Source organism: Nocardia sp. NPDC051929, from assembly GCF_044548645.1.
GTDB classification, from domain to species: domain Bacteria; phylum Actinomycetota; class Actinomycetes; order Mycobacteriales; family Mycobacteriaceae; genus Nocardia; species Nocardia sichangensis.
Window position 1 is genome coordinate 66,129 of the sequence record NZ_JBIUCG010000020.1, and the last position, 21,927, is coordinate 88,055.

Sequence of the window (21,927 nt, forward strand, 5' to 3'; positions counted from 1 at the left end):
CCAGCAGCGGTGCCCCGCGGGGCGCCGGGGGGGGGGGGGGGCCCGCCGCCCCCCCCCCCCCCCCCCCCCCCCCCCCCCCCCCCCCCCCCCCCCCCCCCCCCGCCCGTTTCCCGGTCTGCGCCGGGTACTACTTGATCTCCGCCAGAACGGTGCCCTGCGTGATCGCCGCGCCCGCCTCGACGGAAAGGCCGGTGACCACACCCGCCTTGTGCGCGTTGACCGGGTTCTCCATCTTCATGGCCTCGAGCACCACGATCAGATCGCCCGCCTCGACCGACTGGCCCTCTTCCACGGCGACCTTGACGACGGTGCCCTGCATCGGAGCGGTGACCGCGTCACCGGAGGCCGCGCCGCCGCCCGCGCCGCCACGCTTGCGCGGCTTGGGCTTCTTGCGGATCACGCCCGCGCCGTTGCCCGCTGCCCCGCCCGCTCCGGCGCCAACGGTGAAGTTACCCGGCAGCGAGACCTCGACCCGGCGTCCGCCGACCTCGACGACGACCTTCTGCCGCGGCGCTTCCTCGTCCTCGTCGGCCGGGGCGCCCGCGCCGGTGAAGGGCTCGATGGTGTTGACCCACTCGGTTTCGATCCACTTGGTGTAGACCTCGAACTTCTCGCCGTCGCCGATGAACGCCGGGTCCTCGACGATGGCCCGGTGGAACGGGATGACCGTGGCCAGTCCATCGACCTCGAACTCGGCCAGCGCGCGCCGCGCCCGCTCCAGGGCCTGCGTACGGTTCTCGCCGGTGACGATCAGCTTGGCCAGCATCGAGTCGAACTGCCCGCCGATCACGCTGCCCTGGACCACGCCGGAGTCGACGCGGACACCGGGGCCGGTGGGCTCCTTGTAGACGGTGACCGGGCCGGGGGCGGGCAGGAAGTTGCGGCCCGCGTCCTCGCCGTTGATGCGGAACTCGAAGGAGTGGCCGCGCGGCGTCGGGTCCTCGGTGATCTCCAGCTTCTCGCCGTTGGCGATGCGGAACTGCTGGCGCACCAGGTCGAGGCCCGCGGTTTCCTCGGTGACCGGGTGCTCGACCTGCAGACGGGTGTTCACCTCGAGGAAGGAGACCGTCTCGCCCTGCACCAGGTACTCGACGGTGCCCGCGCCGTAGTAGCCGGCTTCCTTGCAGATGGCCTTGGCCGAGGCGTGGATCTTCGCGCGCACTTCGTCGGACAGGAACGGCGCGGGGGCCTCCTCGACGAGCTTCTGGAAGCGCCGCTGCAGCGAGCAGTCGCGGGTGCCCGCGACGATGACGTTGCCGTGCTTGTCGGCGATGACCTGAGCCTCGACGTGGCGCGCCTTGTCCAGGTACTGCTCGACGAAGCACTCGCCGCGACCGAAGGCGGCGGTCGCCTCACGGACGGCCGAGTCGTACAGCTCCGGGATCTCCTCGATGGTGTGCGCGACCTTCATGCCGCGGCCACCGCCGCCGAACGCCGCCTTGATGGCGACCGGCACGCCGTAGGTCTTCGCGAATTCGACGACCTCGCTCGCGTCTTTGACCGGGTCCTTGGTGCCCGCGGCCATCGGCGCCTTCGCGCGCTCGGCGATGTGCCGCGCGGTGACCTTGTCGCCCAGGTCGCGGATGGACTGGGGGGAGGGGCCGATCCAGATCAGCCCGGCGTCGATTACGGCCTGGGCGAAGTCGGCGTTCTCGGAAAGGAAGCCGTAGCCAGGGTGGATGGCGTCGGCGCCGGACTTGGCGGCGGCGTCGAGGATCTTGTCGAAGACGAGATACGACTCGGCCGAGGTCTGCCCGCCCAGGGCGAACGCCTCGTCGGCGAGCTTGACGAACGGGGCATCGGCATCCGGCTCCGCGTAGACGGCGACGCTGCCGATACCGGCATCCTTGGCCGCCCGGATCACGCGCACGGCGATCTCGCCTCGGTTAGCTACGAGTACCTTTGTGATCCGCGCGCTGGCATGGCTGGGCACTGAGCCTCCTGTGTGCATTCTTCTGGTCGCTTCGCCGGGGGTGGGGTCGCTGTGCGGGCTCCGCTCCCATAATCGACAAACTTACGTCTCGGGCGAGTGTAGGCAGTCTGCCAACAGTCGCCGAACTCGGCTAGGCCTACTGAACAGTAGGTCGCGGATCACAACGTACGCGTCCTGTGTTTGGGACCGCGCCCCGCCTACCTGCTCCGCGTGCGTCGCGACCCGCCGCGCGCGGGCGCCTCGCCGGGTTCTTCCCCCGTGGCGATCGGCATGCGCACCGAGTTGCCCCACTCGGTCCATGACCCGTCGTAGTTGCGTACGCCGTGGCGCCCGAGCAGGTAGGTCAGGACGAACCAGCTGTGAGCGGATCGCGCGCCGACTCGACTGTAGACGATCACCTCGTCCGCGCCTGCCAACGCGCGGTAGACGTCGTCGAGTTCGGTGCGGGAGCGGAAACGCCCGTCGGCGGTGAGCGCCTCGGACCACGGGATGTTCGACGCGCTGGGAATATGGCCGCCGCGCAATGCCGCGTCCTCGGGGTTGGCCGGTTGGAGCACATCCGCGCCGGAGTACTCCTCGGCCGAGCGCACGTCGAGCACCGGTTTGCCGAGGTGGGCGAGCACGTCCTCGCGGAAGGCTCGGAAGGTGCTGTCGTCTCTGCGCACAGCCGGATAGCCGCTGCGCACCGGGTAGTCGGGTTCGAAGGTCGTGTCGCGCCCTTCGGAGATCCACGCCGCGCGGCCGCCGTCGAGCAGGCGCACGTCCTCGTGCCCGAACAGGGTGAACACCCATGCCGCGTGCGCCGCCTGCGCGTTCCCGCGATCCCCGTAGATCACAACCGTGTCGTCACGATCTATACCTTTCGCGCGCATCAGTTCGGTGAATCGCGTTCCGTCGATATAGTCGCGCGTGACCGGATCGTTCAGATCGCTTCGCCAATCCAGTTTGGTGGCGCCCGGAACGTGCCCGATGTCGTAGAGCAGCGTGTCCTCGTTGGCCTCGATGATCTTGAGTCCCCGCGCGCCTATGTTTGCCGACAGCCACTCCGTGGTTACTAGTCGGTGTGGGTGTGCGTAGGAACCGAGCGAGGGATGAGGGTCCGGAGCGACGGGCACGGTGTTTGGGTCCTTCACGCATGGGTGGACGGTGGTGGCAGCGGTTCGAGGCCTCACAGCGATGGTAGGTGTGAGGCGACAGTGGCTCTCGTTTCAGATCACAAATCGGATGAGGGCCGAATAAAGGGCACCTACATCCGATAAAGTCTCCCGGGAGGAGGGGTGAGCTATGTCCGATTCTTGGCCGCGGCGGCGACTGCTCGCGATCCTACGTGGCGCCAGCGAGCCTCTCGACGCCCAGGAACTGGCCAGAATCACCGGACAGCACGTCACCACGGTCCGGTTCCATCTGGACGTGCTCACCAGGGAATCCCTCGTCCGGCAGTTCCAGCAGCCGCCGCGTGGCCGCGGGCGACCGCGCATCGGATACAGCGCGGTGCAGCGATCGGTGGGCTACCAGGATCTCGCCCAGGTGCTCGCCGACCAGCTCGGCCCGGATCCCCGGCGCAGGGCGGAGGCGGCGAATGCGGCGGGCCGCGCCTGGGGCAGCAGACTCGACGTCGGTGACCATCGGGTCGAGTCGCTGGAGGACGCCAAGGATCTCACGATGACGTTGATGTCGGAACTGGGTTTCGCGCCCGAGCGCGACTCTTCCCCGGAGAACGAGGGGAAGGTGCTGATCCGGATGACCGCGTGTCCGCTGCGCGAACTCGCGCGAACGCATTCCGAAGTGGTCTGCGGCGTGCACCTCGGGCTGCTCGAAGACGTCCTCCGCCGGGGCGGCGCGCAGGGGACCATCGACGTGCGGATGCATCCGTTCGTGGAGCCGGAGCTGTGCGTGGCCCGTCTGGAACTCATCGCGGCGCAGCGCGCCGAGGCCCAGGAGACCGCGAAGGTGCCCGGCGGTGACGCCGAGGCGTTCACCACGCCGTCAGGCCGTGTGGCCCCACAGCTGCGTAACGCCGATCCCAACATCGCCAAGCAGTCGGCGCAGCAGTGGTAGCCCGATGCCGATGACGCTGGACGGGTCGCCATCGATGCGGTCGACGAACCAGCCGCCGAGCCCGTCGAGGGTGAACGCGCCCGCCACCTGGAGCGGCTCGCCGGTCGCGATGTAGGCGTCCAGCTCGTCCGGCTCGGGCTTGGCGAAATGCACGGTGGTGCTGCTGCAGTCGACCGCTTCGGCGATGATCCCACCGTCCCGCATCCGCAGCACGCAGTGCCCGGTGACGAGATCGGCGCTGCGTCCGGCCATGTCGCCCCAGCGCGCGCGGGCGACCTCGGGGGTGTGCGGCTTGCCCTGCAACTCGCCGTCCACGAGCAGCATGGAATCACAGGCCACCACAACGCAGTCGGCGGCGAACTCCGGAACCGCGGTGGCGACGGCCGCCGCTTTGGCGCGCGCCAACTCCACCACGACCCCCTGCGGAGGGGTGCCCTCGGGGAGAGCGGCGGCCACCGCGTCCTCGTCCACGGCGGAGACCCGGACGATCGGGTCGATGCCCGCCGAGCGGAGCACCTCCCGGCGGGCCGGGGACGCGGAGGCCAGGATCAGCCGCGTCACCCGCGCAGGTGGGACAGCTGTGGGAAGGAGTACGGGGAGAACGGGGAAGCGCCGCGATGCATCAGCGTCGGGTGGCCCCACAGGTCGGGCGGGCCTGCGGGCCCGCCCGACGCGGCGCTGTTCGCGGCGGCGGACAGGACGCACACCAGTGCGGCGAGTTCCTCGTCGGTCGGCGAGCCCTTCACGACACGGAAGAACGGCTCCGGGGTGGCCTCTGCGGATTGCGCTGTCGCGGTCGAACCGGTGGACGCACCGGCCTCGTCTGCGATCGGGTCGACTGTGAGATCCAGTTCGACGGCGCTCAACACATCTTCTTCTGCCACGGTCGTCACAGTGCCAGGTCCTCTCTTCGCCCTTATCAGCGGAACTGATCAGGCTGTTCCCGTTTTCCGACAAGTTATGGATGAAGCAATCGTCCTCGGACGCACTCTTTGCTTCTCTGCAACAAGCCGGTACACGCCAGCGTAAGTGTTACCGAGGCCGATGCCCCACCCTTTGTGCGCGGCCTATCGAGGGTATCGCTCGATCACAGCGGGATGTTGCCGTGTTTCTTCGGCGGCAGGGTAACCATCTTGCGTTCGAGCAGTCGCAGCGCGGAGACGATCTGGCCGCGGGTGTGCGACGGCGGAATGACCGCGTCCACGTAGCCTCGCTCGGCGGCGACGTACGGGTTCACGAGCGTGTCCTCGTACTCGTTCTGGAGCTCGAGCCGCAGCGCATCGACGTCTCCGCCGTCTTTGGCGGCCTGCTGGAGCTGCTTGCGGTAGACGAAGCCGACGGCGCCCGAAGCGCCCATGACGGCGATCTGGGCGGTCGGCCAGGCGAGGTTCACATCGGCGCCCATGTGCTTGGAACCCATGACGTCGTAGGCGCCGCCGTAGGCCTTGCGTGTGATGATCGTGATTTTGCCCACAGTGGCCTCACCATAGGCGTAGAGCAGCTTCGCGCCGCGCCGGATGATGCCGTTGTACTCCTGCCCGGTGCCGGGCAGGAAGCCGGGCACGTCGACCAGGGTGATGATCGGGATGTTGAACGCGTCGCAGGTGCGCACGAAGCGCGCGGCCTTCTCCGAGGCGTCGATGTCCAGGCAGCCCGCGAACTGGGTGGGCTGGTTTGCCACGATGCCGACGCTGCGGCCGTCGATCCGGCCGAAGCCGACGATGATGTTCATCGCGCGCTCGGCCTGCACCTCGAGGAACTCGTCGTCGTCGAGCAGGCGACGGATCACGTCGTGCATGTCGTAGGGCTGGTTCGGCGAGTCCGGGATGATCGTGTCCAGCTCGAGATCCTCGTCGGTGAGCGAGTCCTCGATCGCGCCGTCGATCGGGTCGGTGGCCGGGAAGCGCGGCGCCTCGGCCCGGTTGTTGCTCGGCAGGTAGGACAGCAGGTCCTTGACGTAGTCCAGGGCGTCCTGTTCTCCGGAGGCGACGTAGTGCGCCACACCGGACTTGGTCATGTGCGTGTGCGCGCCGCCCAGGTCCTCCATGGTGACGTCCTCGCCGGTGACGGTCTTGATGACGTCCGGGCCGGTGACGAACATCTGGCTGGTGCCGTCGACCATCACGACGAAGTCGGTCAGCGCGGGGGAGTACACGTGGCCACCGGCGGCCGGGCCCATGATCAGCGAGATCTGCGGGATCACGCCGGAGGCCTGGATGTTGCGGTGGAAGATCTCGCCGTAGAGACCGAGCGAGACCACGCCCTCCTGGATGCGCGCGCCAGCGCCCTCGTTGATGCCGATCAGGGGGCGGCCGGTCTTCAGGGCCAGATCCATCACCTTGACGATCTTCTCGCCGTAGACCTCGCCGAGGCTGCCGCCGAACACCGTGACGTCCTGGCTGAAGATGCACACATCGCGGCCGTCGATGGTGCCGTAACCGGTCACCACGCCGTCGCCGAGCGGGCGGTTGTGCTCCAGGCCGAAGTTCACGCTGCGGTGGCGGGCCAGGGCGTCGAGTTCGACGAAGGAGCCTTCGTCCAGCAGGGCGAGGATGCGCTCGCGGGCGGTCATCTTGCCCTTCGCGTGCACCTTGTCGACCGCGGCCTCACCCATCGGGTGCTTCGCCTCTTCCAGCCGATTCCGCAGGTCAGCCAGCTTCCCGGCGGTGGTGTGGATATCGGGGGAACCCGCGGGACCTGATGCGGGCTGCTGCTGGACACTCGTCATGGCATCGGAGTGTAACCAGTACCAGTGCGTCTCTCTAACCCAGACGGGGGCTACCGGCGAGTAGAAAACCGCAGCTAGATCAATTTTCGGACGCAAACTTCCTGGTCGGTAGCGACGTTGGGGAGGCGGAAAATGAGTATCGCCCACCGGTCGGGTCCGGATAGCCTGAGGGCGAAACATTTTCGGCTCAGGGGAGGAGCGCGTCATGTGGGAATGGGGTAGGACTTTCGCCGAATACGCTGCCGCCGCGGCGTGGACACGGACCACGGAGACGGCTCCGAAGTACGGCGAGCCCGAGTGCTGGACCGAGACCGCCGAGGGCGAGCCGGAGAACGACCGCGCGGGCATGGCGGCGCGCGACCCGCTCGTCTCCTGGTACGACCTGGCCGGGTAGCGCCCGCGCGGCGAGTAGCCTGCCGGTGTGCAGAGGCCACCGTTGGATGCAGAGCAGTTGCGGCGCAGTGCCGTCGACTCACCGGAACTGTCGTTCTTCTCGCGGATCGACGTGGTCGAGTCGACCGGGTCCACGAACGCGGATCTGATCGCGCTGGCGGCCGATCCGGACGCCGACCACGTCGTTCTGCTGGCGGAAACCCAAGTGCAGGGCCGTGGCAGGCACGCGAGGACCTGGGTCAGCCCGCCCCGGGCGCAACTGGCGATGTCGGTGCTGGTGCGTCTGCCCGGGATCGGCCCCGCCTCGCTCGCCTGGCTGGCGCTGCTCACCGGCGTCGCCGTGGTCGACGCGCTGCGGACCACGGCGGGCGTCGCCGCGGAACTCAAGTGGCCCAACGACGTGCTGATCGACGCACGCAAGGTCGCGGGCATCCTGGCCGAGGTCGCGGCGAGCGGGGGCGGCGCGCCCGCCGTCGTGATCGGGCTCGGGCTCAACGTGAGCCTGACCGAAGAGGAACTGCCGGTGCCGCACGCCACGTCGCTGACCATCGCGGGTGCGCGGCAGACCGACCGCACGGTGCTCGTGCGGTCGCTGTTGACCGAGTTCGCCCGTCGCTTCACCGCGTGGCGCGACGCGGATTGGGCGACCGACGAACTGGCCGCCGCCTACCGCGAGCGGTGCGCCACCATCGGCACGGAGGTCCGCGCCGAACTACCCGGCGGCCGACAGCTCACCGGCATCGCCGAGGGCGTCGACGACTACGGCCGCCTGCTCATCGGTGGCGAAGCGGTGTCCGCGGGCGATGTCACGCATCTGCGCGCCCAGTACTGACCGCCTCTCCGGGCGGCCTCAGACGTGCTGGGCGACGTCGCGCGCGGCGTCCCGGGCGAGTGCGCGATCGCGCTGCTCCTCGAACTTGATCACGTCTTTGGCCAGCTGCTCCACGAACGTGCCCAGTTCGTCGCGCGCCTGCTCGCCGCGCGGCCCGAAGTCCGAGCGGTCGAAGACGTTCCACTGTTTGAGCACCGGCTCGATGACCTCTTCCAGGTGCTGGCGCAGGTCGTAGATGCCGTGCTTGGCCATCAGCACGCCGTAGCGGCGGAAGTTGGGCATCCCGGCGCCTGGCATCAGGAAGTTCGTGATGATCCTGGTGATCGCGGGCAGCGCCTGGTCGGGCACCAGGTCCAGCGCCGCGCCGCACAGGGAGCGATAGAAGATCATGTGCAGGTTCTCGTCGGCGGCGATGCGCTGGAGCAGGCGATCGGCGACGGCGTCGTTGCATGCCTTGCCGGTGTTGCGATGCGACACACGGGTGGCCAGTTCCTGGAAGGTGACGTAGGCGACGCTCGCCAGGAACCCGCCCCACCCGTCCGGCGATCGGACCCCGTTGCTCATGTGGATCATCCGGGCCTCCTCCAGGGCGACCGGATCGACGGCGCGGGTGACGACCAGGTAGTCCCGCATGGCGATGCCGTGGCGGTTCTCCTCGGCGGTCCAGCGGTCGACCCAGGTGCCCCACGGTCCGTCCTCGGAGAAGTTCTGCGCGATCTCCCGGTGGTAGGAGGGCAGGTTGTCCTCGGTGAGCAGGTTGGTGATCATCGCGACCCGGGCGACCTCACTGAGGTGCGATTGCTCCGGTTGCCAATCCACGCCGCCAAGGGCGGCGAAGTTGCGGCCCTGGCTCCACGGCACATAATCGTGCGGGTTCCAGTCTTTCGCCATGGACAGGTGCCGATTCAGGTTCTCTTCGGCGACGGGTTCGAGTTCGGCCAGGATCTGCAGCGGGGTCAGGTCTTTGGTCACGCGTTCCTCCACGGTCGGAATCGGCGATGATGGTGAGCCGGGCGTTGCGCGATACAGAGAGCCACTGCGCGGAAATGGTCACACGCAGGGTGCCGATTGTGCAGCATGACGCGCTGCGGTGTCAGCCGTTCGGGCATCTTGACGCGGTACTGTTCCTGACATGGGTTATCCCGAGGATGTGCTGGCGCCCGACGAACGGTTGCTGCTGCATCGCCACCCGCATTGGAAGATGCTCTTCTGGCCGATCGTGACGCTGATCGTCGCCACCGCTCTCGCGGGTTTCACGGGGGGACTCATTTCGCAGAAGGCCACGGGCACCACCGCCTCGGCGCTGCTCATCACGGTGCTCGTGGTGTATGTGGCGATTCTGCTATGGCGTTGCGCCGTACCGGTTATCAGCTGGAAGTCGACGCATTTCATCGTCACCGACCGGCGGGTGCTGGTGCGCCAGGGCGTCATCACCCACAGCGGCATCGACATCCCGATGAGCCGGATCTCCAGCGTGCAGTTCCGGCATGGGCTGTTCGATCGGTTGCTCGGCACCGGGACGTTGATCATCGAGTCGTCCTCCTCGGAGCCGCTGGAATACGACGACATCCCCGCGGTCCAGCAAGTGCATTCGTTGCTGTACCACCAGGTGTTCGAGGTCGAACGCCATCGGGACGGGCGCGACGAGCGCTGGGACGACCGCCGCAGCTACCGGTGAGCCCGTAGCCTGGGCGTATGACCGCTGTACTGCTGGCCGAGGACGACGATGCCATCGCGGCCCCGTTGTCGCGCGCGCTCGGCCGCGAGGGCTACTCGGTGACTGTCGAGAGTTTCGGCCCCGCCGTGCTGCAGCGGGCTCTGGAAGGCGGGCACGACCTGCTCATTCTCGATCTCGGCCTACCCGGCATGGACGGGCTGGAGGTCTGCCGTCAGGTGCGCGCCCGTGGCGCGGATCTGGCCGTGCTGATGCTCACCGCGCGCACCGACGAGGTGGATTTCGTGGTCGGGCTGGACGCGGGCGCCGACGACTACGTCGGCAAGCCGTTCCGGCTCGCCGAGTTGCTCGCCCGGGTGCGAGCGCTGTTGCGGCGCAGCGGAATCGGCGACGACACGGTCGAGGTGGGCGGCATCCGCCTGGAGCCGGCCGCCCGGCGCGTACTGGTCAACGGCGTCGAAATCGGTTTGGCCAACAAGGAATACGAGCTGCTCAAGGTGCTGATCGACCGGGCCGGTCAGGTGGTGGCGCGCGAGACCATCCTGCGCGAGGTGTGGGGCGACGCGGAGTTGCGCGGTTCCAAGACGTTGGACATGCACATGTCCTGGCTGCGCCGCAAGATCGGGGACGAGGGCCCCATGGCCGAGCGGCGCATCGTCACCGTCCGCGGTGTCGGATTCCGGCTGAACACCGACTGACGTGCGCCGCCGGATCTTGCGTTCCATGCTCACCGTGCTGACCCTCACCACGGTGGTGCTCGGCGTGCCGCTGATCTACACGGCGTGGTTGTGGGTGGAGGACATCACGCGCAACGACCTGCAGAACCGGCTGGACCGGATCGCGACGGAGATCATCGCGCAGGAACGCGACGGCACGGTGTCCGGCGAGCTGGACATCCGGTCGGTGGCGCCGTTGGTGCCGGAGAACGGCAGGCTCACCATCGTCTACCCGTCGCAGCGGGACAACGCCGTCCGCCGCGACGTGGGGGTGGCCGACGTGTCCGACCCGCTGGTCGAGTCGCTTTCGATGGGCAAGTCCGCTTCGCTGCGCCTGGAGGTGCCGTCCGCGCCGATGCACGCCATGCAGCGCCAGGCGGTCGCGGTGGTCGCGCTGGCGGTGCTCGCCTCGCTCGGCGCGGCGGTCTCGGTCGCGGTGGTCACCGCCCGGCGGGTGGCCGATCCGCTGCGGGACGTGGCGGCGCGCGCGGCCCGGCTGGCGATGGGGGATTTCCGGCCCGATCCGCGCAGGCACGGCATCGCGGAACTGGATCGCGTATCCGACGTGCTCGACTCGGCGACGGTGGAGATCGCCGGACGACTCCAGCGCGAACACGCCCTGGTGGCGGACGTCTCGCATCAGCTGCGCAGCAGGCTGACCGCCGTGCGGTTGCGCCTGGACGAGTTGTCCGCGCACGCCGACCCGGAGGTGGTGCACGAGGCCGAGGAGGCGATGGCTCAGGTCGACCGGCTCACCGATGCGATCGACGACCTGGTCCGCGCCTCCCGCGACGAGGACGCGGCCGACCGCGATCCGGTGCCCGTGATGGACGAACTGCGCGGTGTCGTCGCCGAATGGAAACACCCGTTCACCGAGGCGGGACGGTCGCTGACACTCACCGGCGACGAGTCGTTGCGCGCCCCGATCACGGGTTCGCGGTTGCGTGAGGCGGTGACGGTGCTGGTGGACAACGCGCTCATGCACGGCGGCGGGACCTGCACGGTGTCGGTGCGCTCGGTGCGGCCGGGAGCCGATCGCGAGCCGCTGGTGTGTGTCGAGGTGGCCGACGAGGGCCACGGAGTGCGCGACGAGCTGGCGCCGCACATCTTCGACCGCGGTTTCTCCGCGGGCGGTTCCACCGGTGTCGGGCTGGCGCTCGCGCGGGCGCTGGTCGAAGCGGACGGCGGACGGCTGGAATTACAGCGCCGCAGGCCCGCGCTGTTCGCGGTGTTCCTCGGGTCGAAGGCCCGTCCGGCCAACTCGGTGGTGCCCGAGCCGAGGTGACTCAGCCGCGGCCGAGTTCCTCTTCCACGAGGTCGACGAATTCCGCTTCGAGTTCGCTCATTTCGTCGGGGAAGACCCAGCGGCGCATCGACCAGAAACGGAACGCCATCTGCAGCAGATTGCCGATGATGAACGCGCTGATGAAGTCGGCGACGTTCTCGACCGTGAAGCTCACGTTGGGCTGGCGCAGGTCGAAGACGTAGCTGGAAATCCACAGCGGGGTGAAGGCGAGGACGACGCCGACGCCGCTGACGGCGAAGAACAGCAGCGCTTCGTGATGACGTTCCCGCCCGCCGCGATTCTTGAACGACCATTCCCGGTTCAGGATGTAGGACGCGATCACGGCGATGACGCCGGAAATGATCTTGGCCGTGACCGGTTTCTCCGCGAGCACCGTCCACTTGAGTATGTAGAAGATGCCGCTGTCGATCACGAACGTGGTCGCGCCGACGATCGCGAACTTGATCAATTCCCGCTGCCGGTACGCGATATCTTGCAGCGGCTTGGGGAGGACGCTGACCACGTCGTCGACGAATGACACAAGACCGGAGTGTACCGGTAGCTGTCATTTGCGCCGGACATGACAATATTGTCCGACGTGAGCGCACGTTCCTTCGATCCTTCGGCCATGCCCACCGTCACCATGATCGGCGGCGGCCAGTTGGCGCGCATGACCCACCAGGCGGCGATCGCGCTGGGCCAGCGGCTGCGCGTGCTCGCCGAGAACCCCGAGGACCCGGCCGCCCAGGTCAGCCCCGAGGTGGTGCTCGGCAGCCATACCGACCTGACCGCACTGCGCAAAGCGGCGGTCGGCTCGCACGCGCTGACCTTCGACCACGAGCACGTGCCGACCGAGCACCTGGAGGCGCTGGTCGCCGAGGGCGTCAACGTGCAGCCGCCGCCGCGGGCGCTGGTCTACGCGCAGGACAAGTTGGCGATGCGCACCAAGCTGAGCGCGCTGGGGCTGCCCGTGCCCGCGTTCACGCCGGTGACCTCGGTCGAGGACGCGGTGCGCTTCGGCGACGAGCACGGCTGGCGGATCGTGCTGAAAGCGGTACGCGGCGGCTACGACGGGCGCGGCGTCTGGATGCCGGAGTCCGCCGACGCGGCCGCGGCGATCGTCGCCGACCAGCTCGCCGGCGGCGTCCAGCTGCTGGCGGAGGCGAAGATCGACCTGAAACGGGAGCTGTCGGCGATGGTGGCCCGTTCGCCGTTCGGGCAGGCGGCGACCTGGCCGGTGGTGGAGACCGTGCAGCGCAAAGGGCAGTGCGCGGTCGTCATCGCGCCTGCGCCCGAGCTGCCGGAGGACACGGCGGCCGCGGCGGAGACGATGGCGCTGAATCTCGCCAAGGAACTCGGCGTCGTCGGCGTCATGGCGGTGGAGCTGTTCGAGACCACCGACGGCGAGCTGCTGGTGAACGAGCTGGCCATGCGCCCGCACAACTCCGGGCACTGGGGCATGGACGGCGCCCGCACCGGGCAGTTCGAGCAGCATTTGCGCGCCGTGCTCGACTACCCGCTCGGCGACACCGCGCCGCTGGCTCCGGTGACCGTGATGGCGAACATTCTCGGCGCGCCGCAGGCCCCGGCGATGTCGATGGACGAGCGGCTGCACCACCTGTTCGCCAGGATCCCTGAGGCGAAGGTGCACCTGTACGGCAAGGGCGAGCGTCCCGACCGCAAGATCGGGCACGTCAACATCCTCGGCGACGACGTGGCCGAGGTCAGGGAGAAGGCCGAGCGGGCGGCGCACTGGATGTCGCACGCGATCTGGACCGACGGATGGGATCCGCATGAGTGAGGAACTGGCCATCGCCCCCGCGGTCGGCCTGATCATGGGCAGCGACTCGGACTGGCCGACGATGGAGGCCGCCGCGGAGGCGCTGGCCGAATTCGGGATCCGTTTCGAGGTGGGCGTCGTCTCGGCGCACCGCACGCCGCAGCGCATGCTCGACTACGCGCGTTCCGCGGCGGGGCGCGGGTTGAAGGTCATCATCGCCGGCGCGGGCGGCGCTGCCCACCTGCCCGGCATGGTCGCCTCGGCCACTCCGCTGCCGGTGATCGGCGTGCCGGTGCCGCTCAAATACCTCGACGGCATGGACTCGCTGCTGTCCATCGTCCAGATGCCCGCCGGCGTGCCGGTCGCCACCGTCTCCATCGGCGGCGCCCGCAACGCGGGCCTGCTCGCCGCCCGCATCCTCGCCGCCCACGACCCGTCCCTGCGCACCCGCATGGAACAGTTCCAGGCCGGGCTCGAGCAGATGGTGCTGGAAAAGGACGACGCGCTGCGCACCAAACTTCTGGGCTGAGCGACGCACGGTCAGCGGTCGCGCCTGCCTGCACGCAAACTTGCGACCGCTTCCACCAATCCGGCGTTCTCCAAGGCGTCCAGCACGTCTTCAGTGGTCTCCGGTGGGTTGGTGCGTGAATCGGCGATCTGCTGGATGCACGCCCAGACCACACGGTCGTCCAGATCGATCTGGTCGAGCACGAAATCATCGGGACTTTTCGCCTCGATGTGCCAGGGTTCCAGCGCGTCATCCGGAAAGTCCGCCAGGTTGGAAGTCACGATGACTTGTGCCCGAGCAGCGATGGCGGCTGCGAGGACATGCCGATCATCTGGGTCGGGGAGCTTCACCGCGTCGATCAGTGGTTCGTATCCGTAGATGCGGCAATCCGGCACGGCATCGTTTATCAATGCGCGCAGTCGGGTCAGCCGGTCCGTCGGAATGTCCGGCCGTTTCGCGGCTAGGTTGTTCAGCGCCTCGTCCAGGATGCGATCAGTCCACTTCGCCTGCACGGCACCCGATCGCGCAAGGCGGATGAGTAGATCCCGCAGTGTGTTGCCATACAGCACATTGGCGTCGTAGACGACAACGAAAGCCATGGTCAGATGCCGAGATCTCGGCCGAGTTCCGCCAATTCATCCATCGCGGCTCTGCTCTTGGCCTCGGCTCGCCGCTGGTACTGCTTCAAGTCGTCGTATCGGATCCGACGGTGCCGCCCGACCAGGCGAAAGGGAATCTCGCCTGCTTCCAACAGCGTCACGACGTAGGGGCGCGACACGTTCAGCATGTCCGCCGCCTGCTGCGTAGTGAGTTCGGCATGCGAGGGCACGACGGTGACACCACGTCCCTCGGCCGCCTGCGCCAGGATGAATGCCAACATGCTCACGGCCTGGCGGGGCAGTACCAAGGCGTCATCGCCCGGATGCTCAGGGGCCACCTGGATGGTTTGCTCGCCGGGGTGCCGCATCAGATAGTCCTTGATCCGGCGCATGGCCCGAGCTGCGACATCGGCATCGATCGCTCCTGGCTCGGCGCGCATTGCGTCTCGGATGTTCGCCACGCTGATCACCTCCTAATCGCAGTATACGAAATAATCAAAATATTCGAAACGTTCCCCCGGCATCGCAACCGAGTCGCTGGCCGGTGCCGCGGATCCGCGGCCAGCCCCCGCGATGCCGGTGCGCACCCCGCGGCGCTTGAATAGTGATCTACGTCACCTAGTGTCAGGATGTTCGGGGCTGCGGTGTCTTGTTTTCGAGCCTCTCGGAGCGAAGGAGACACCATGAGCAAGAAGATCGACGTGGTCGTGATCGGTGGCGGGTATGCCGGTGTGATGGCGGCGAACCGGCTGACGCAGCGCGATGACGTCGCGGTGACCGTGATCAATCCGCGCTCGGCGTTCGTTCCCCGGCTGCGTCTGCATCAGCTGGTGGGCGGGACGCACGATGCGGTCGTCGACTACACCGAAGTGCTGGCCGAGGGGGTCCGGCTGGTGGTCGACAGCGTGACACGGATCGACGCGGCCGGGCGCAGCGTGACGTTGGCCGAGGGGGGCACGGTCGGCTATGACTACCTGGTCTACGCGGTGGGTAGCGGCAGCGCGGGCTCGCGGGTGCCGGGCGTGGACGAGTTCGCTTATCCGATTGCCACTTTGGAGGCGGCGCAGCGGTTGCGGTCGGTGCTTTACGACACGCCGACGACGGCGGCGGTGACGGTCGTCGGGGGTGGTCCGACGGGCATCGAGACCGCTGCGGAGCTGGCGGAGCAGGGTCGCGCGGTCACGTTGGTGTGCGGCGGCGTGGTCGGCCCGTACCTGCACCCGAGGGCCCGGCGGACTGCCCGCAAGTACCTCGCCAAGTTGGGGATCACCGTGCTCGAAGGCCCTGATGCGGCGGTCACGGCGGTGACGCGGGATGCCGTGGAACTCGGTGACGGCCGCACATTGGCGAGTCGGGTGACCATCTGGGCCACCGGGTTCGGTGTGCCGGATCTGGCCGTCACCAGCGGACTGAGCACCGACGCTACGGGACGGCTGCGCACCGACGAGACGTTGACCAGCGTCGACGACGAGCGCATCGTCGCGGCCGGGGATTCGGCGGCGCCGTCCGATCTGCCGTTCCGGATGAGCGCCTATGCCGCGGGGTGCCTTGGCGCCCATGCCGCCGACACGGTGCTGAACCGGATCGCGGGTGAGAGGCCTGCGCCGATCGACCTGTCTTTCCCCGCGATGTGCATCAGTTTCGGCCGGGGCGCGGGAATCTTCCAGCTCGGCCACAAGGACGACACCGCGATGCCGCTCTACTTCAGTGGACTCGCGGGCAAGAAGTTGAAGGAGTTCTCCTGCGCCGCCAGTGTCGAGCACCTGGTGAACGAAGCGCGCAAGCCCGGCTCGCATCACTGGCCCAAGGACGGCAAGCACCGGCCCCAGCTGCTGCGGGAGCAGCGCGGCGGCGCGCCGGTCGCCGCCGAACCGGCTGTGTAGCAGCGCCGGTGGTCTCCGGTCGACTACTTCGCCCGCACGGGGTGTGGCAGCGCTGTTCTTGCCGTCGCCGCCGCACCCGCCCGGCCGTCGGCGCATCGCCGGATGCGAGCGCATCGTCCGGTGTGCGCCGGACTGGGCATCGACGATCCAGCGAGTCGGATCGAATGTCTGAGCAACAGAAGAGGACCTCATGGAAGCAGCCAGTGGAGCCGATGAGAAACGGTGGACCGACCAGAAGGCAGAAGGCCGGGACGGCGGCGACCACACCGCCGCGGCGGCGACCGAGACGTTCCTCGCCCACCGCAACCTGCTGTTCACCGTCGCCTACGAAATGCTGGGATCGGTGGCCGACGCCGACGACGTTTTGCAGGAGACCTGGTTGCGCTGGGTCGGCGTCGACGCGGCGCACGTCACCGAGCCGCGCGCCTACCTGGTCCGGATCACCACCCGGCAAGCGCTCAACCGGCTGCGCTCGGTGAAGCGCCGCAGGGAGGCATACGTGGGCTCCTGGCTGCCGGAGCCGCTGCTCACCACACCGGATGTGGCCGCAGACGTCGAGCTCGCCGAAAGCGTGTCGATGGCGCTGATGCTCGTGCTCGAGACATTGACCCCGATCGAACGGGCGGTGTTCGTGCTGCGCGAAGCTTTCGGGTTCGGCTACGACGAGATCGCGGCCGCGGTCGACAAGACGCCCGCCGCCGTCCACCAGATCGCCCACCGCGCCCGTCGCCACGTGGAAGCTCGCCGTCCACGCCGCTCGGTCACGGCGCGCCAGGCCGAGGCGGCTGCCGAGGCGTTCCGGCGCGCGCTCGAGACTCGCGACGTGCAAGGACTGCTCGCCGTGCTCGCCCCCGACGTCGTCGCCATCAGCGACGGCGGAGGTATCAAACAGGCCACGCCACGGCCGGTCTTCGGCGCCGAAAAGGTGGCGCGCTTCATCGTCGGCGGCCTCACCAAGCACGATGTCGCGCTCACCGTCGAATCGACCACGGTCAACGGCAGCCCCGCACTGGCTCTGCGCATGGACGGCGAACTGGACGGCGTCCTCGCGATGCGCGTCGAGGACACCCGTATCACCGGCCTCTACTACGTGCGCAACCCGCAGAAACTGACCCACGTCGATTCGCAGACCCCGCTCACCCTGCGATGAACACCGACCCCACCGTTCGAGGAGTAGACATGACCACGCTGGCACCGCTCGCCGACACTTTCCCGTCGCGATGGCCGACGGTGGCCGGAGCGGTTGCCCTGCTCACGGCGATCGTCAGCGTGCTGCTCGTCGCCTTCGCCTGGCCGTCGGCGCGGTCGTCGGTACACGATGTGCCGATCGCCGTCGCCGGTCCGGCTACCGCGGTCGCTCAGGTCCGCACGGCACTCGAGCAACGGCTGCCGGGCGGCTTCGAGATCACCGAGGTCCCCGACACCGCGGCCGCGGAAACGCTGATTCGCGACCGGCGGGTGTACGGGGCGATCGCCGTCGGCTCCGGTGCTCCCGAGGTCATCGTCGCCTCCGCCGCGAGCACCGCGGTCGCCCAGACCTTGCAGGGCATCGCGAGCGGCCTCGCGCAGGAGGGCAAGCCCGGCACGGCGGCCCGCGACCTCGCCGCCCTGCCCGCCGACGACCCGCGCGGCGCTGGCTTGTCGGCAGGCGCCCTGCCCCTGGTCATGGGCGGTCTGCTGGCCGCGGTCCTGCTGACCCGGCTCGTGCGCGGCACCGCCCGTCGGCTCACCGGAGCGCTCGCCTTCGCGGTCACCGGCGGCCTGGCCGTCGCCGCGATCCTGCAGTTCTGGCTCGGCTCGCTCAGCGGCTCCTACGTCGCCAACTCCGGCGCCGTCGCTTTGTCCATCGCGGCCACCGCTGCGGCCGTCCTCGGGCTGGAGGCGCTGCTCGGATACGCCGGGATCGGAATCGGCGCCGTGCTCATGATGCTCATCGGTAACCCGCTCTCGGGTACCGCGACCGCACCCGAAATGCTGCCCGGCTGGTCCGGCGCGCTCGGCCAGCTGCTGCCGCCCGGTGCCGGTGGCCGGTTGCTGCGATCCACTGCCTTCTTCGACGGTCGAGGGGCCACCCACGCCGTCCTCGTCCTGCTGGCCTGGCTCGCGCTCGGCGTCACGCTGTGCCTGGTCAGCGGGCTGCGCGCACGCCGTGCCGCCACCGGCGCGGCGGGACTTCGGGGTACCGCAACACCGGCCGACATGTCGGCGACCCTCGGCAGCTGACCGGACGAAGGGGCATGCTTCCGCACGCTGATCGGGCTGTGCGCGGACGAACAGGGTGTTCGCACCCAGCGCACCCAGCAGGGGCAGCCCGGCGACGCGATCGGCCGGGAATCCAGCACGGCAGCGTTGCGGCAACGCGCGTCGCACGCCCTGGTCACCGCGACGATCGCGGCAACGCCGGTTGGGAGCACGGTCGGTCTCGCCGAGCCGCGGCAACTGCGGTCGAGCCCCGTCGACCTGGTGATACGGCGGCGGACCGCGAAAGCTTCCGGTGTCGGGGACTCGCGCTCTCGGCCGCTGACTACGGTGTGAGGTCGTGACTACAGGGGATATCGCTCGAACGCGGGGAGGCGACGACACCGCGCATTTTCGGCTCACGGTGGTGGATCAGGCGCTGCGGTTGTTCGCCGAGAAGGGGTATGAGGCGACGACCGTCGACGAGATCGCGGAGGCGGCGGGCATCTCCCGGCGCACGTTCTTCCGGCAGTTCCGGTCGAAAGAGGACGTGATCTTCGCCGACCACGAGTCTCAGCTGGCGCAAGCGGAGGAGTTTTTGGCCGCGTCGCGAGAGGATCCGTGGGAGGCGGTGTGCTCGGCGGTGGTGCAGGTGTTCGAGCGGTTCACGCAGTGGCGGGAGATCGCGGCCCGGCGTTACCAGGTGGTCCGGCGGGTGCCCGCGCTGCGGGAGCGCGAGATCGTCACGGTGTTCCGCTATGAACGGTTGTTCACCGACTACCTGCGTGAGCGGCTGCCCGACGTCCCCGATCTGGCCCGGGTGCAGTTCACCGCCGCGGTGACGGCGACGCACAACTACCTGCTGCGCCGCATGGTGCGCGGCGAGTCGGACGCGGGCGCCGCGGACCTGCGGATGGAGCTGGCCGCCATCCCGCGCGGCGCCGGGCGTACCGCGAGCGCGGACGAGCTGGTCGTGGCGGTGTTTCCCCGTGACGTCGCGCCGAAGCAGATCGCGGACCTGCTGGTCCGCAAGCTCGGCAACCTGTGAACCCGGATCGAAGTGCGACCTATCTGACACTGAGTGCCACGTCATCTCCCCACGTAAGCCGCATCAGTATGGGTATACTCGACTCATAGATGGCACTGAGTGCCGAGATGCTGCTTTGTTCGACGGAAAGCGGCGCCGACCACCGACGATCAGGAGTGAAGGCCCCATGGCGGGAAACCCCGATTTCGACCTGTTCAAGCTCGAGGACTTCCACGACGAACTACGCGAGGCGATCCGCGCCCTCGCGGAGAAGGAGATCGCCCCGCACGCGAAGGACGTCGACGGCAACTCCCGCTTCCCGGAGGAGGCGCTGACCGCGCTCAACGCCTCCGGCTTCAACGCCGTGCACGTGCCAGAGGCCTACGGCGGCCAGGGCGCCGACTCGGTGGCCACCTGCATCGTGATCGAGGAGGTCGCGCGCGTCTGCGGTTCGTCCTCGCTGATCCCCGCCGTCAACAAGCTCGGCACCATGGGCCTGATCCTGAACGGCTCCGAGGAGCTGAAGCAGAAGGTGCTGCCGGACATCGTCAACGGCGAGATGGCCTCCTACGCGCTGTCCGAGCGCGAGGCGGGCTCCGACGCGGCAGGCATGCGCACCCGGGCCAAGCAGGAGGGTGACGACTGGATCATCAACGGCTCCAAGTGCTGGATCACCAACGGCGGCAAGTCCTCCTGGTACACCGTGATGGCGGTCACCGACGCGGACAAGGGCGCCAACGGCATCTCGGCCTTCCTGGTGCACAAGGACGACGAGGGCTTCGTGGTCGGCCCGCTGGAGCACAAGCTCGGCATCAAGGGCTCGCCCACCGCCGAGCTGTACTTCGAGAACTGCCGGGTGCCGGGTGACCGCATCGTCGGCGAGCCGGGCACCGGCTTCAAGACCGCGCTGCAGACCCTCGACCACACTCGCCCCACCATCGGCGCGCAGGCCGTCGGCCTGGCCCAGGGCGCGCTGGACGCGGCCATCGCCTACACCAAGGACCGTAAGCAGTTCGGCAAGTCGATCGCCGACTTCCAGAACACCCAGTTCATGCTCGCCGACATGGCGATGAAGATCGAGGCCGCCCGCCTCATGGTGTACACCTCGGCCGCCCGCGCCGAGCGCGGCGAGAAGAACCTCGGCTTCATCTCCGCCGCCGCCAAGTGCTTCGCCTCCGACGTCGCCATGGAAGTCACCACCAACGCCGTCCAGCTGTTCGGCGGCGCCGGCTACACCACCGACTTCCCGGTGGAGCGGATGATGCGCGACGCCAAGATCACCCAGATCTACGAGGGCACCAACCAGATCCAGCGTCTGGTGATGAGCCGCGCGCTGCTCAAGTGAGGTTGTCGTAGATCGCCGGATGTTCGGGCGCGCCTGAAACCGTCTCTCGAGACGTCGAGGCATAAGCCGCCCGAACATCCTGTCGATCGCACCGCGCGCCCGCTGTCGGCTCGACGGCACCGAATAGGTGCGCAACCTGAAACCCGGATCACCGGGACGTCCTGATGCCTGCGCTTCGCCAGGACCCAGAGTCGGCCCCATCCCAGGCGCCCCCTCTCTCGAAGCGATGCAGCCACGAGTGGCACATGGTTGCGGCAAAACGCGAGTGACCTTCTCGCTGGTGTGCCACTCGTGGACGCATGTCGCGGACTTTGCCGGGGCGACGTCGGTAAGGCGCTGTCAGGGCTCCAGGTAGAGGCGTTCGCACGGGAGTCTGGGGTAGTCGTCGGTGGTGTCTGTGGATACTTCCACTGCGTCGTGCCAGTGCCGGGCGCGCCATTCCTGGACGAAAAGGCATGCGGCCGTTACGCAGGCGACGAAGTCGAGGCGTGCTCCGTGCCAGAACACCGACAGGTGCACATCCGGCTCCGACGGGATCGGGGAGACTGCGCGGTCAGGCATATGCGATCACCCGTCGACCGCGCGCGAGCTTCGCGGCCACGCAATGGCGGATCGCCGCGACGACCACGCAGCCGGAAGGGCGAAATGCCGTGTCCGGGCGTAGTATCCACGCGCGGAACTTGGTCCCTCGGTCGGCAGGGCTCGGCAGCGCGATCATGCCGCCGTAGCGGATGATCGACACGTTCAAGCGGAACATCTCGGCGAACAGCGGCACGTCGTCCGGTAGGTCAGGGCGGATGATGAACGTCCACCGCTTCGAGCGTGGATGCGACAGGATCGGCCCCAGCTCGTGGCCCTGGTCCTGCATCCACACCTTCACGTGATGTCCCAGTACAGCGGGCATGGTTATGCCCCAGACCATTCCGGTGCGGACGATGATCCGCCCGATCTGGGGAGGGTCCACGACCGCGGGGAGTCCGCATACCT

24 protein-coding genes are annotated in these 21,927 nt (G+C 68.5%); 13 read left to right on the forward strand and 11 right to left on the reverse strand.

Features of this window, described 5'->3' with window-relative positions:
* Nucleotides 1–127 precede the first annotated feature (127 nt).
* Entirely contained in the window at nt 128–1,933 is a 1,806-nt protein-coding gene (locus ACIHAX_RS26275; protein WP_397073605.1) for an acetyl/propionyl/methylcrotonyl-CoA carboxylase subunit alpha, read from the reverse strand.
* 197 nt (nt 1,934–2,130) lie between these two features.
* Complete coding sequence (locus tag ACIHAX_RS26280) at nt 2,131–3,048, reverse strand: sulfurtransferase (RefSeq protein ID WP_364433215.1); 918 nt, start codon at nt 3,046–3,048, stop codon at nt 2,131–2,133.
* Between the two features lie 169 nt (nt 3,049–3,217).
* Between ACIHAX_RS26280 and ACIHAX_RS26285 the strand changes: the two genes are divergently transcribed.
* A complete protein-coding gene (locus ACIHAX_RS26285) occupies nt 3,218–3,991 on the forward strand; it encodes a transcriptional regulator (protein ID WP_355073540.1) in 774 nt (257 codons plus the stop codon).
* Here ACIHAX_RS26285 and ACIHAX_RS26290 read toward each other — a convergent pair.
* The 3 genes from ACIHAX_RS26290 to ACIHAX_RS26300 form a co-directional block, all read right to left on the reverse strand.
* Complete coding sequence (locus ACIHAX_RS26290) at nt 3,920–4,552, reverse strand: Maf family nucleotide pyrophosphatase (RefSeq protein ID WP_355073542.1); 633 nt, start codon at nt 4,550–4,552, stop codon at nt 3,920–3,922. The two genes, ACIHAX_RS26285 and ACIHAX_RS26290, sit on opposite strands and share 72 nt — an antisense overlap.
* Complete coding sequence (locus ACIHAX_RS26295; protein WP_397280124.1) at nt 4,549–4,875, reverse strand: acyl-CoA carboxylase subunit epsilon; 327 nt, start codon at nt 4,873–4,875, stop codon at nt 4,549–4,551. The genes ACIHAX_RS26290 and ACIHAX_RS26295 overlap by 4 nt, the downstream gene beginning before the upstream one ends.
* A gap of 203 nt (nt 4,876–5,078) precedes the next feature.
* Nucleotides 5,079–6,719, reverse strand: a complete 1,641-nt coding sequence (locus ACIHAX_RS26300; protein ID WP_355073546.1) for an acyl-CoA carboxylase subunit beta — start codon at nt 6,717–6,719, stop codon at nt 5,079–5,081.
* Nucleotides 6,720–6,924: 205 nt separating this feature from the next.
* Here ACIHAX_RS26300 and ACIHAX_RS26305 point away from each other — a divergent pair, with 205 nt between their 5' ends.
* Together ACIHAX_RS26305 and ACIHAX_RS26310 are read left to right on the forward strand one after the other, a co-directional pair.
* Nucleotides 6,925–7,113, forward strand: coding sequence for a hypothetical protein (locus tag ACIHAX_RS26305; RefSeq protein ID WP_364433205.1), 189 nt, complete (start codon nt 6,925–6,927; stop codon nt 7,111–7,113).
* Between the two features lie 27 nt (nt 7,114–7,140).
* Entirely contained in the window at nt 7,141–7,944 is an 804-nt protein-coding gene (locus ACIHAX_RS26310) for a biotin--[acetyl-CoA-carboxylase] ligase (RefSeq protein WP_397280126.1), read from the forward strand.
* 18 nt (nt 7,945–7,962) lie between these two features.
* Here the strand turns inward: ACIHAX_RS26310 and ACIHAX_RS26315 are convergent, their stop codons facing one another.
* Nucleotides 7,963–8,916 carry an acyl-ACP desaturase gene (locus ACIHAX_RS26315; RefSeq protein ID WP_355073552.1) on the reverse strand — a complete coding sequence of 318 codons (954 nt, stop codon included), beginning with the start codon at nt 8,914–8,916 and terminating at the stop codon, nt 7,963–7,965.
* Nucleotides 8,917–9,076: 160 nt separating this feature from the next.
* Between ACIHAX_RS26315 and ACIHAX_RS26320 the strand changes: the two genes are divergently transcribed.
* Genes ACIHAX_RS26320 through ACIHAX_RS26330 form a run of 3 tightly spaced genes read left to right on the forward strand, consistent with a single transcriptional unit; the run spans nt 9,077 to nt 11,620 of the window.
* Entirely contained in the window at nt 9,077–9,622 is a 546-nt protein-coding gene (locus ACIHAX_RS26320) for a PH domain-containing protein (RefSeq protein WP_355073554.1), read from the forward strand.
* 17 nt (nt 9,623–9,639) lie between these two features.
* Nucleotides 9,640–10,317: a response regulator transcription factor gene (locus ACIHAX_RS26325; RefSeq protein WP_040865082.1), complete on the forward strand. Its 678-nt coding sequence runs from the start codon at nt 9,640–9,642 to the stop codon at nt 10,315–10,317.
* A gap of 1 nt (nt 10,318) precedes the next feature.
* Nucleotides 10,319–11,620 carry a HAMP domain-containing sensor histidine kinase gene (locus ACIHAX_RS26330; RefSeq protein ID WP_355073558.1) on the forward strand — a complete coding sequence of 434 codons (1,302 nt, stop codon included), beginning with the start codon at nt 10,319–10,321 and terminating at the stop codon, nt 11,618–11,620.
* A gap of 1 nt (nt 11,621) precedes the next feature.
* On the opposite strand, the gene ACIHAX_RS26335 is transcribed toward ACIHAX_RS26330, so the two are convergent.
* Nucleotides 11,622–12,161, reverse strand: coding sequence for a GtrA family protein (locus ACIHAX_RS26335; RefSeq protein ID WP_355073560.1), 540 nt, complete (start codon nt 12,159–12,161; stop codon nt 11,622–11,624).
* A gap of 39 nt (nt 12,162–12,200) precedes the next feature.
* On the opposite strand from ACIHAX_RS26335, the gene ACIHAX_RS26340 reads away from it, so the two are divergent.
* Nucleotides 12,201–13,421: a 5-(carboxyamino)imidazole ribonucleotide synthase gene (locus ACIHAX_RS26340; RefSeq protein WP_397280130.1), complete on the forward strand. Its 1,221-nt coding sequence runs from the start codon at nt 12,201–12,203 to the stop codon at nt 13,419–13,421.
* Entirely contained in the window at nt 13,414–13,929 is a 516-nt protein-coding gene (purE, locus tag ACIHAX_RS26345) for a 5-(carboxyamino)imidazole ribonucleotide mutase (protein ID WP_195045335.1), read from the forward strand. The genes ACIHAX_RS26340 and purE overlap by 8 nt, the downstream gene beginning before the upstream one ends.
* 11 nt (nt 13,930–13,940) lie before the next feature.
* Here the strand turns inward: purE and ACIHAX_RS26350 are convergent, their stop codons facing one another.
* Complete coding sequence (locus tag ACIHAX_RS26350) at nt 13,941–14,507, reverse strand: PIN domain-containing protein (RefSeq protein ID WP_364433195.1); 567 nt, start codon at nt 14,505–14,507, stop codon at nt 13,941–13,943.
* Nucleotides 14,508–14,509: 2 nt separating this feature from the next.
* Nucleotides 14,510–14,968, reverse strand: a complete 459-nt coding sequence (locus tag ACIHAX_RS26355; protein WP_364433192.1) for a helix-turn-helix domain-containing protein — start codon at nt 14,966–14,968, stop codon at nt 14,510–14,512.
* Nucleotides 14,969–15,190: 222 nt separating this feature from the next.
* On the opposite strand from ACIHAX_RS26355, the gene ACIHAX_RS26360 reads away from it, so the two are divergent.
* The 5 genes from ACIHAX_RS26360 (at nt 15,191) to ACIHAX_RS26380 (ending at nt 20,940) form a co-directional block, all read left to right on the forward strand.
* Nucleotides 15,191–16,390, forward strand: a complete 1,200-nt coding sequence (locus ACIHAX_RS26360) for an NAD(P)/FAD-dependent oxidoreductase (protein ID WP_397280133.1) — start codon at nt 15,191–15,193, stop codon at nt 16,388–16,390.
* A gap of 190 nt (nt 16,391–16,580) precedes the next feature.
* Entirely contained in the window at nt 16,581–17,540 is a 960-nt protein-coding gene (locus ACIHAX_RS26365) for an RNA polymerase sigma-70 factor (protein WP_364433186.1), read from the forward strand.
* 29 nt (nt 17,541–17,569) lie between these two features.
* Nucleotides 17,570–18,613, forward strand: a complete 1,044-nt coding sequence (locus tag ACIHAX_RS26370) for a hypothetical protein (protein WP_397280136.1) — start codon at nt 17,570–17,572, stop codon at nt 18,611–18,613.
* A gap of 316 nt (nt 18,614–18,929) precedes the next feature.
* Nucleotides 18,930–19,616: a TetR family transcriptional regulator gene (locus tag ACIHAX_RS26375; protein WP_355073571.1), complete on the forward strand. Its 687-nt coding sequence runs from the start codon at nt 18,930–18,932 to the stop codon at nt 19,614–19,616.
* A gap of 166 nt (nt 19,617–19,782) precedes the next feature.
* Complete coding sequence (locus ACIHAX_RS26380) at nt 19,783–20,940, forward strand: acyl-CoA dehydrogenase (protein ID WP_355073573.1); 1,158 nt, start codon at nt 19,783–19,785, stop codon at nt 20,938–20,940.
* 339 nt (nt 20,941–21,279) lie between these two features.
* On the opposite strand, the gene ACIHAX_RS26385 is transcribed toward ACIHAX_RS26380, so the two are convergent.
* Both ACIHAX_RS26385 and ACIHAX_RS26390 read right to left on the reverse strand, forming a co-directional pair.
* The gene (locus ACIHAX_RS26385) at nt 21,280–21,501 is read right to left on the reverse strand and encodes a hypothetical protein (RefSeq protein WP_364433178.1); all 222 of its coding nucleotides are present in this window, start codon (nt 21,499–21,501) and stop codon (nt 21,280–21,282) included.
* A complete protein-coding gene (locus ACIHAX_RS26390) occupies nt 21,494–21,904 on the reverse strand; it encodes a DNA-directed RNA polymerase subunit beta (RefSeq protein ID WP_397280138.1) in 411 nt (136 codons plus the stop codon). Before ACIHAX_RS26390 ends, ACIHAX_RS26385 begins: the two co-directional genes overlap by 8 nt.
* Nucleotides 21,905–21,927: the final 23 nt, after the last annotated feature.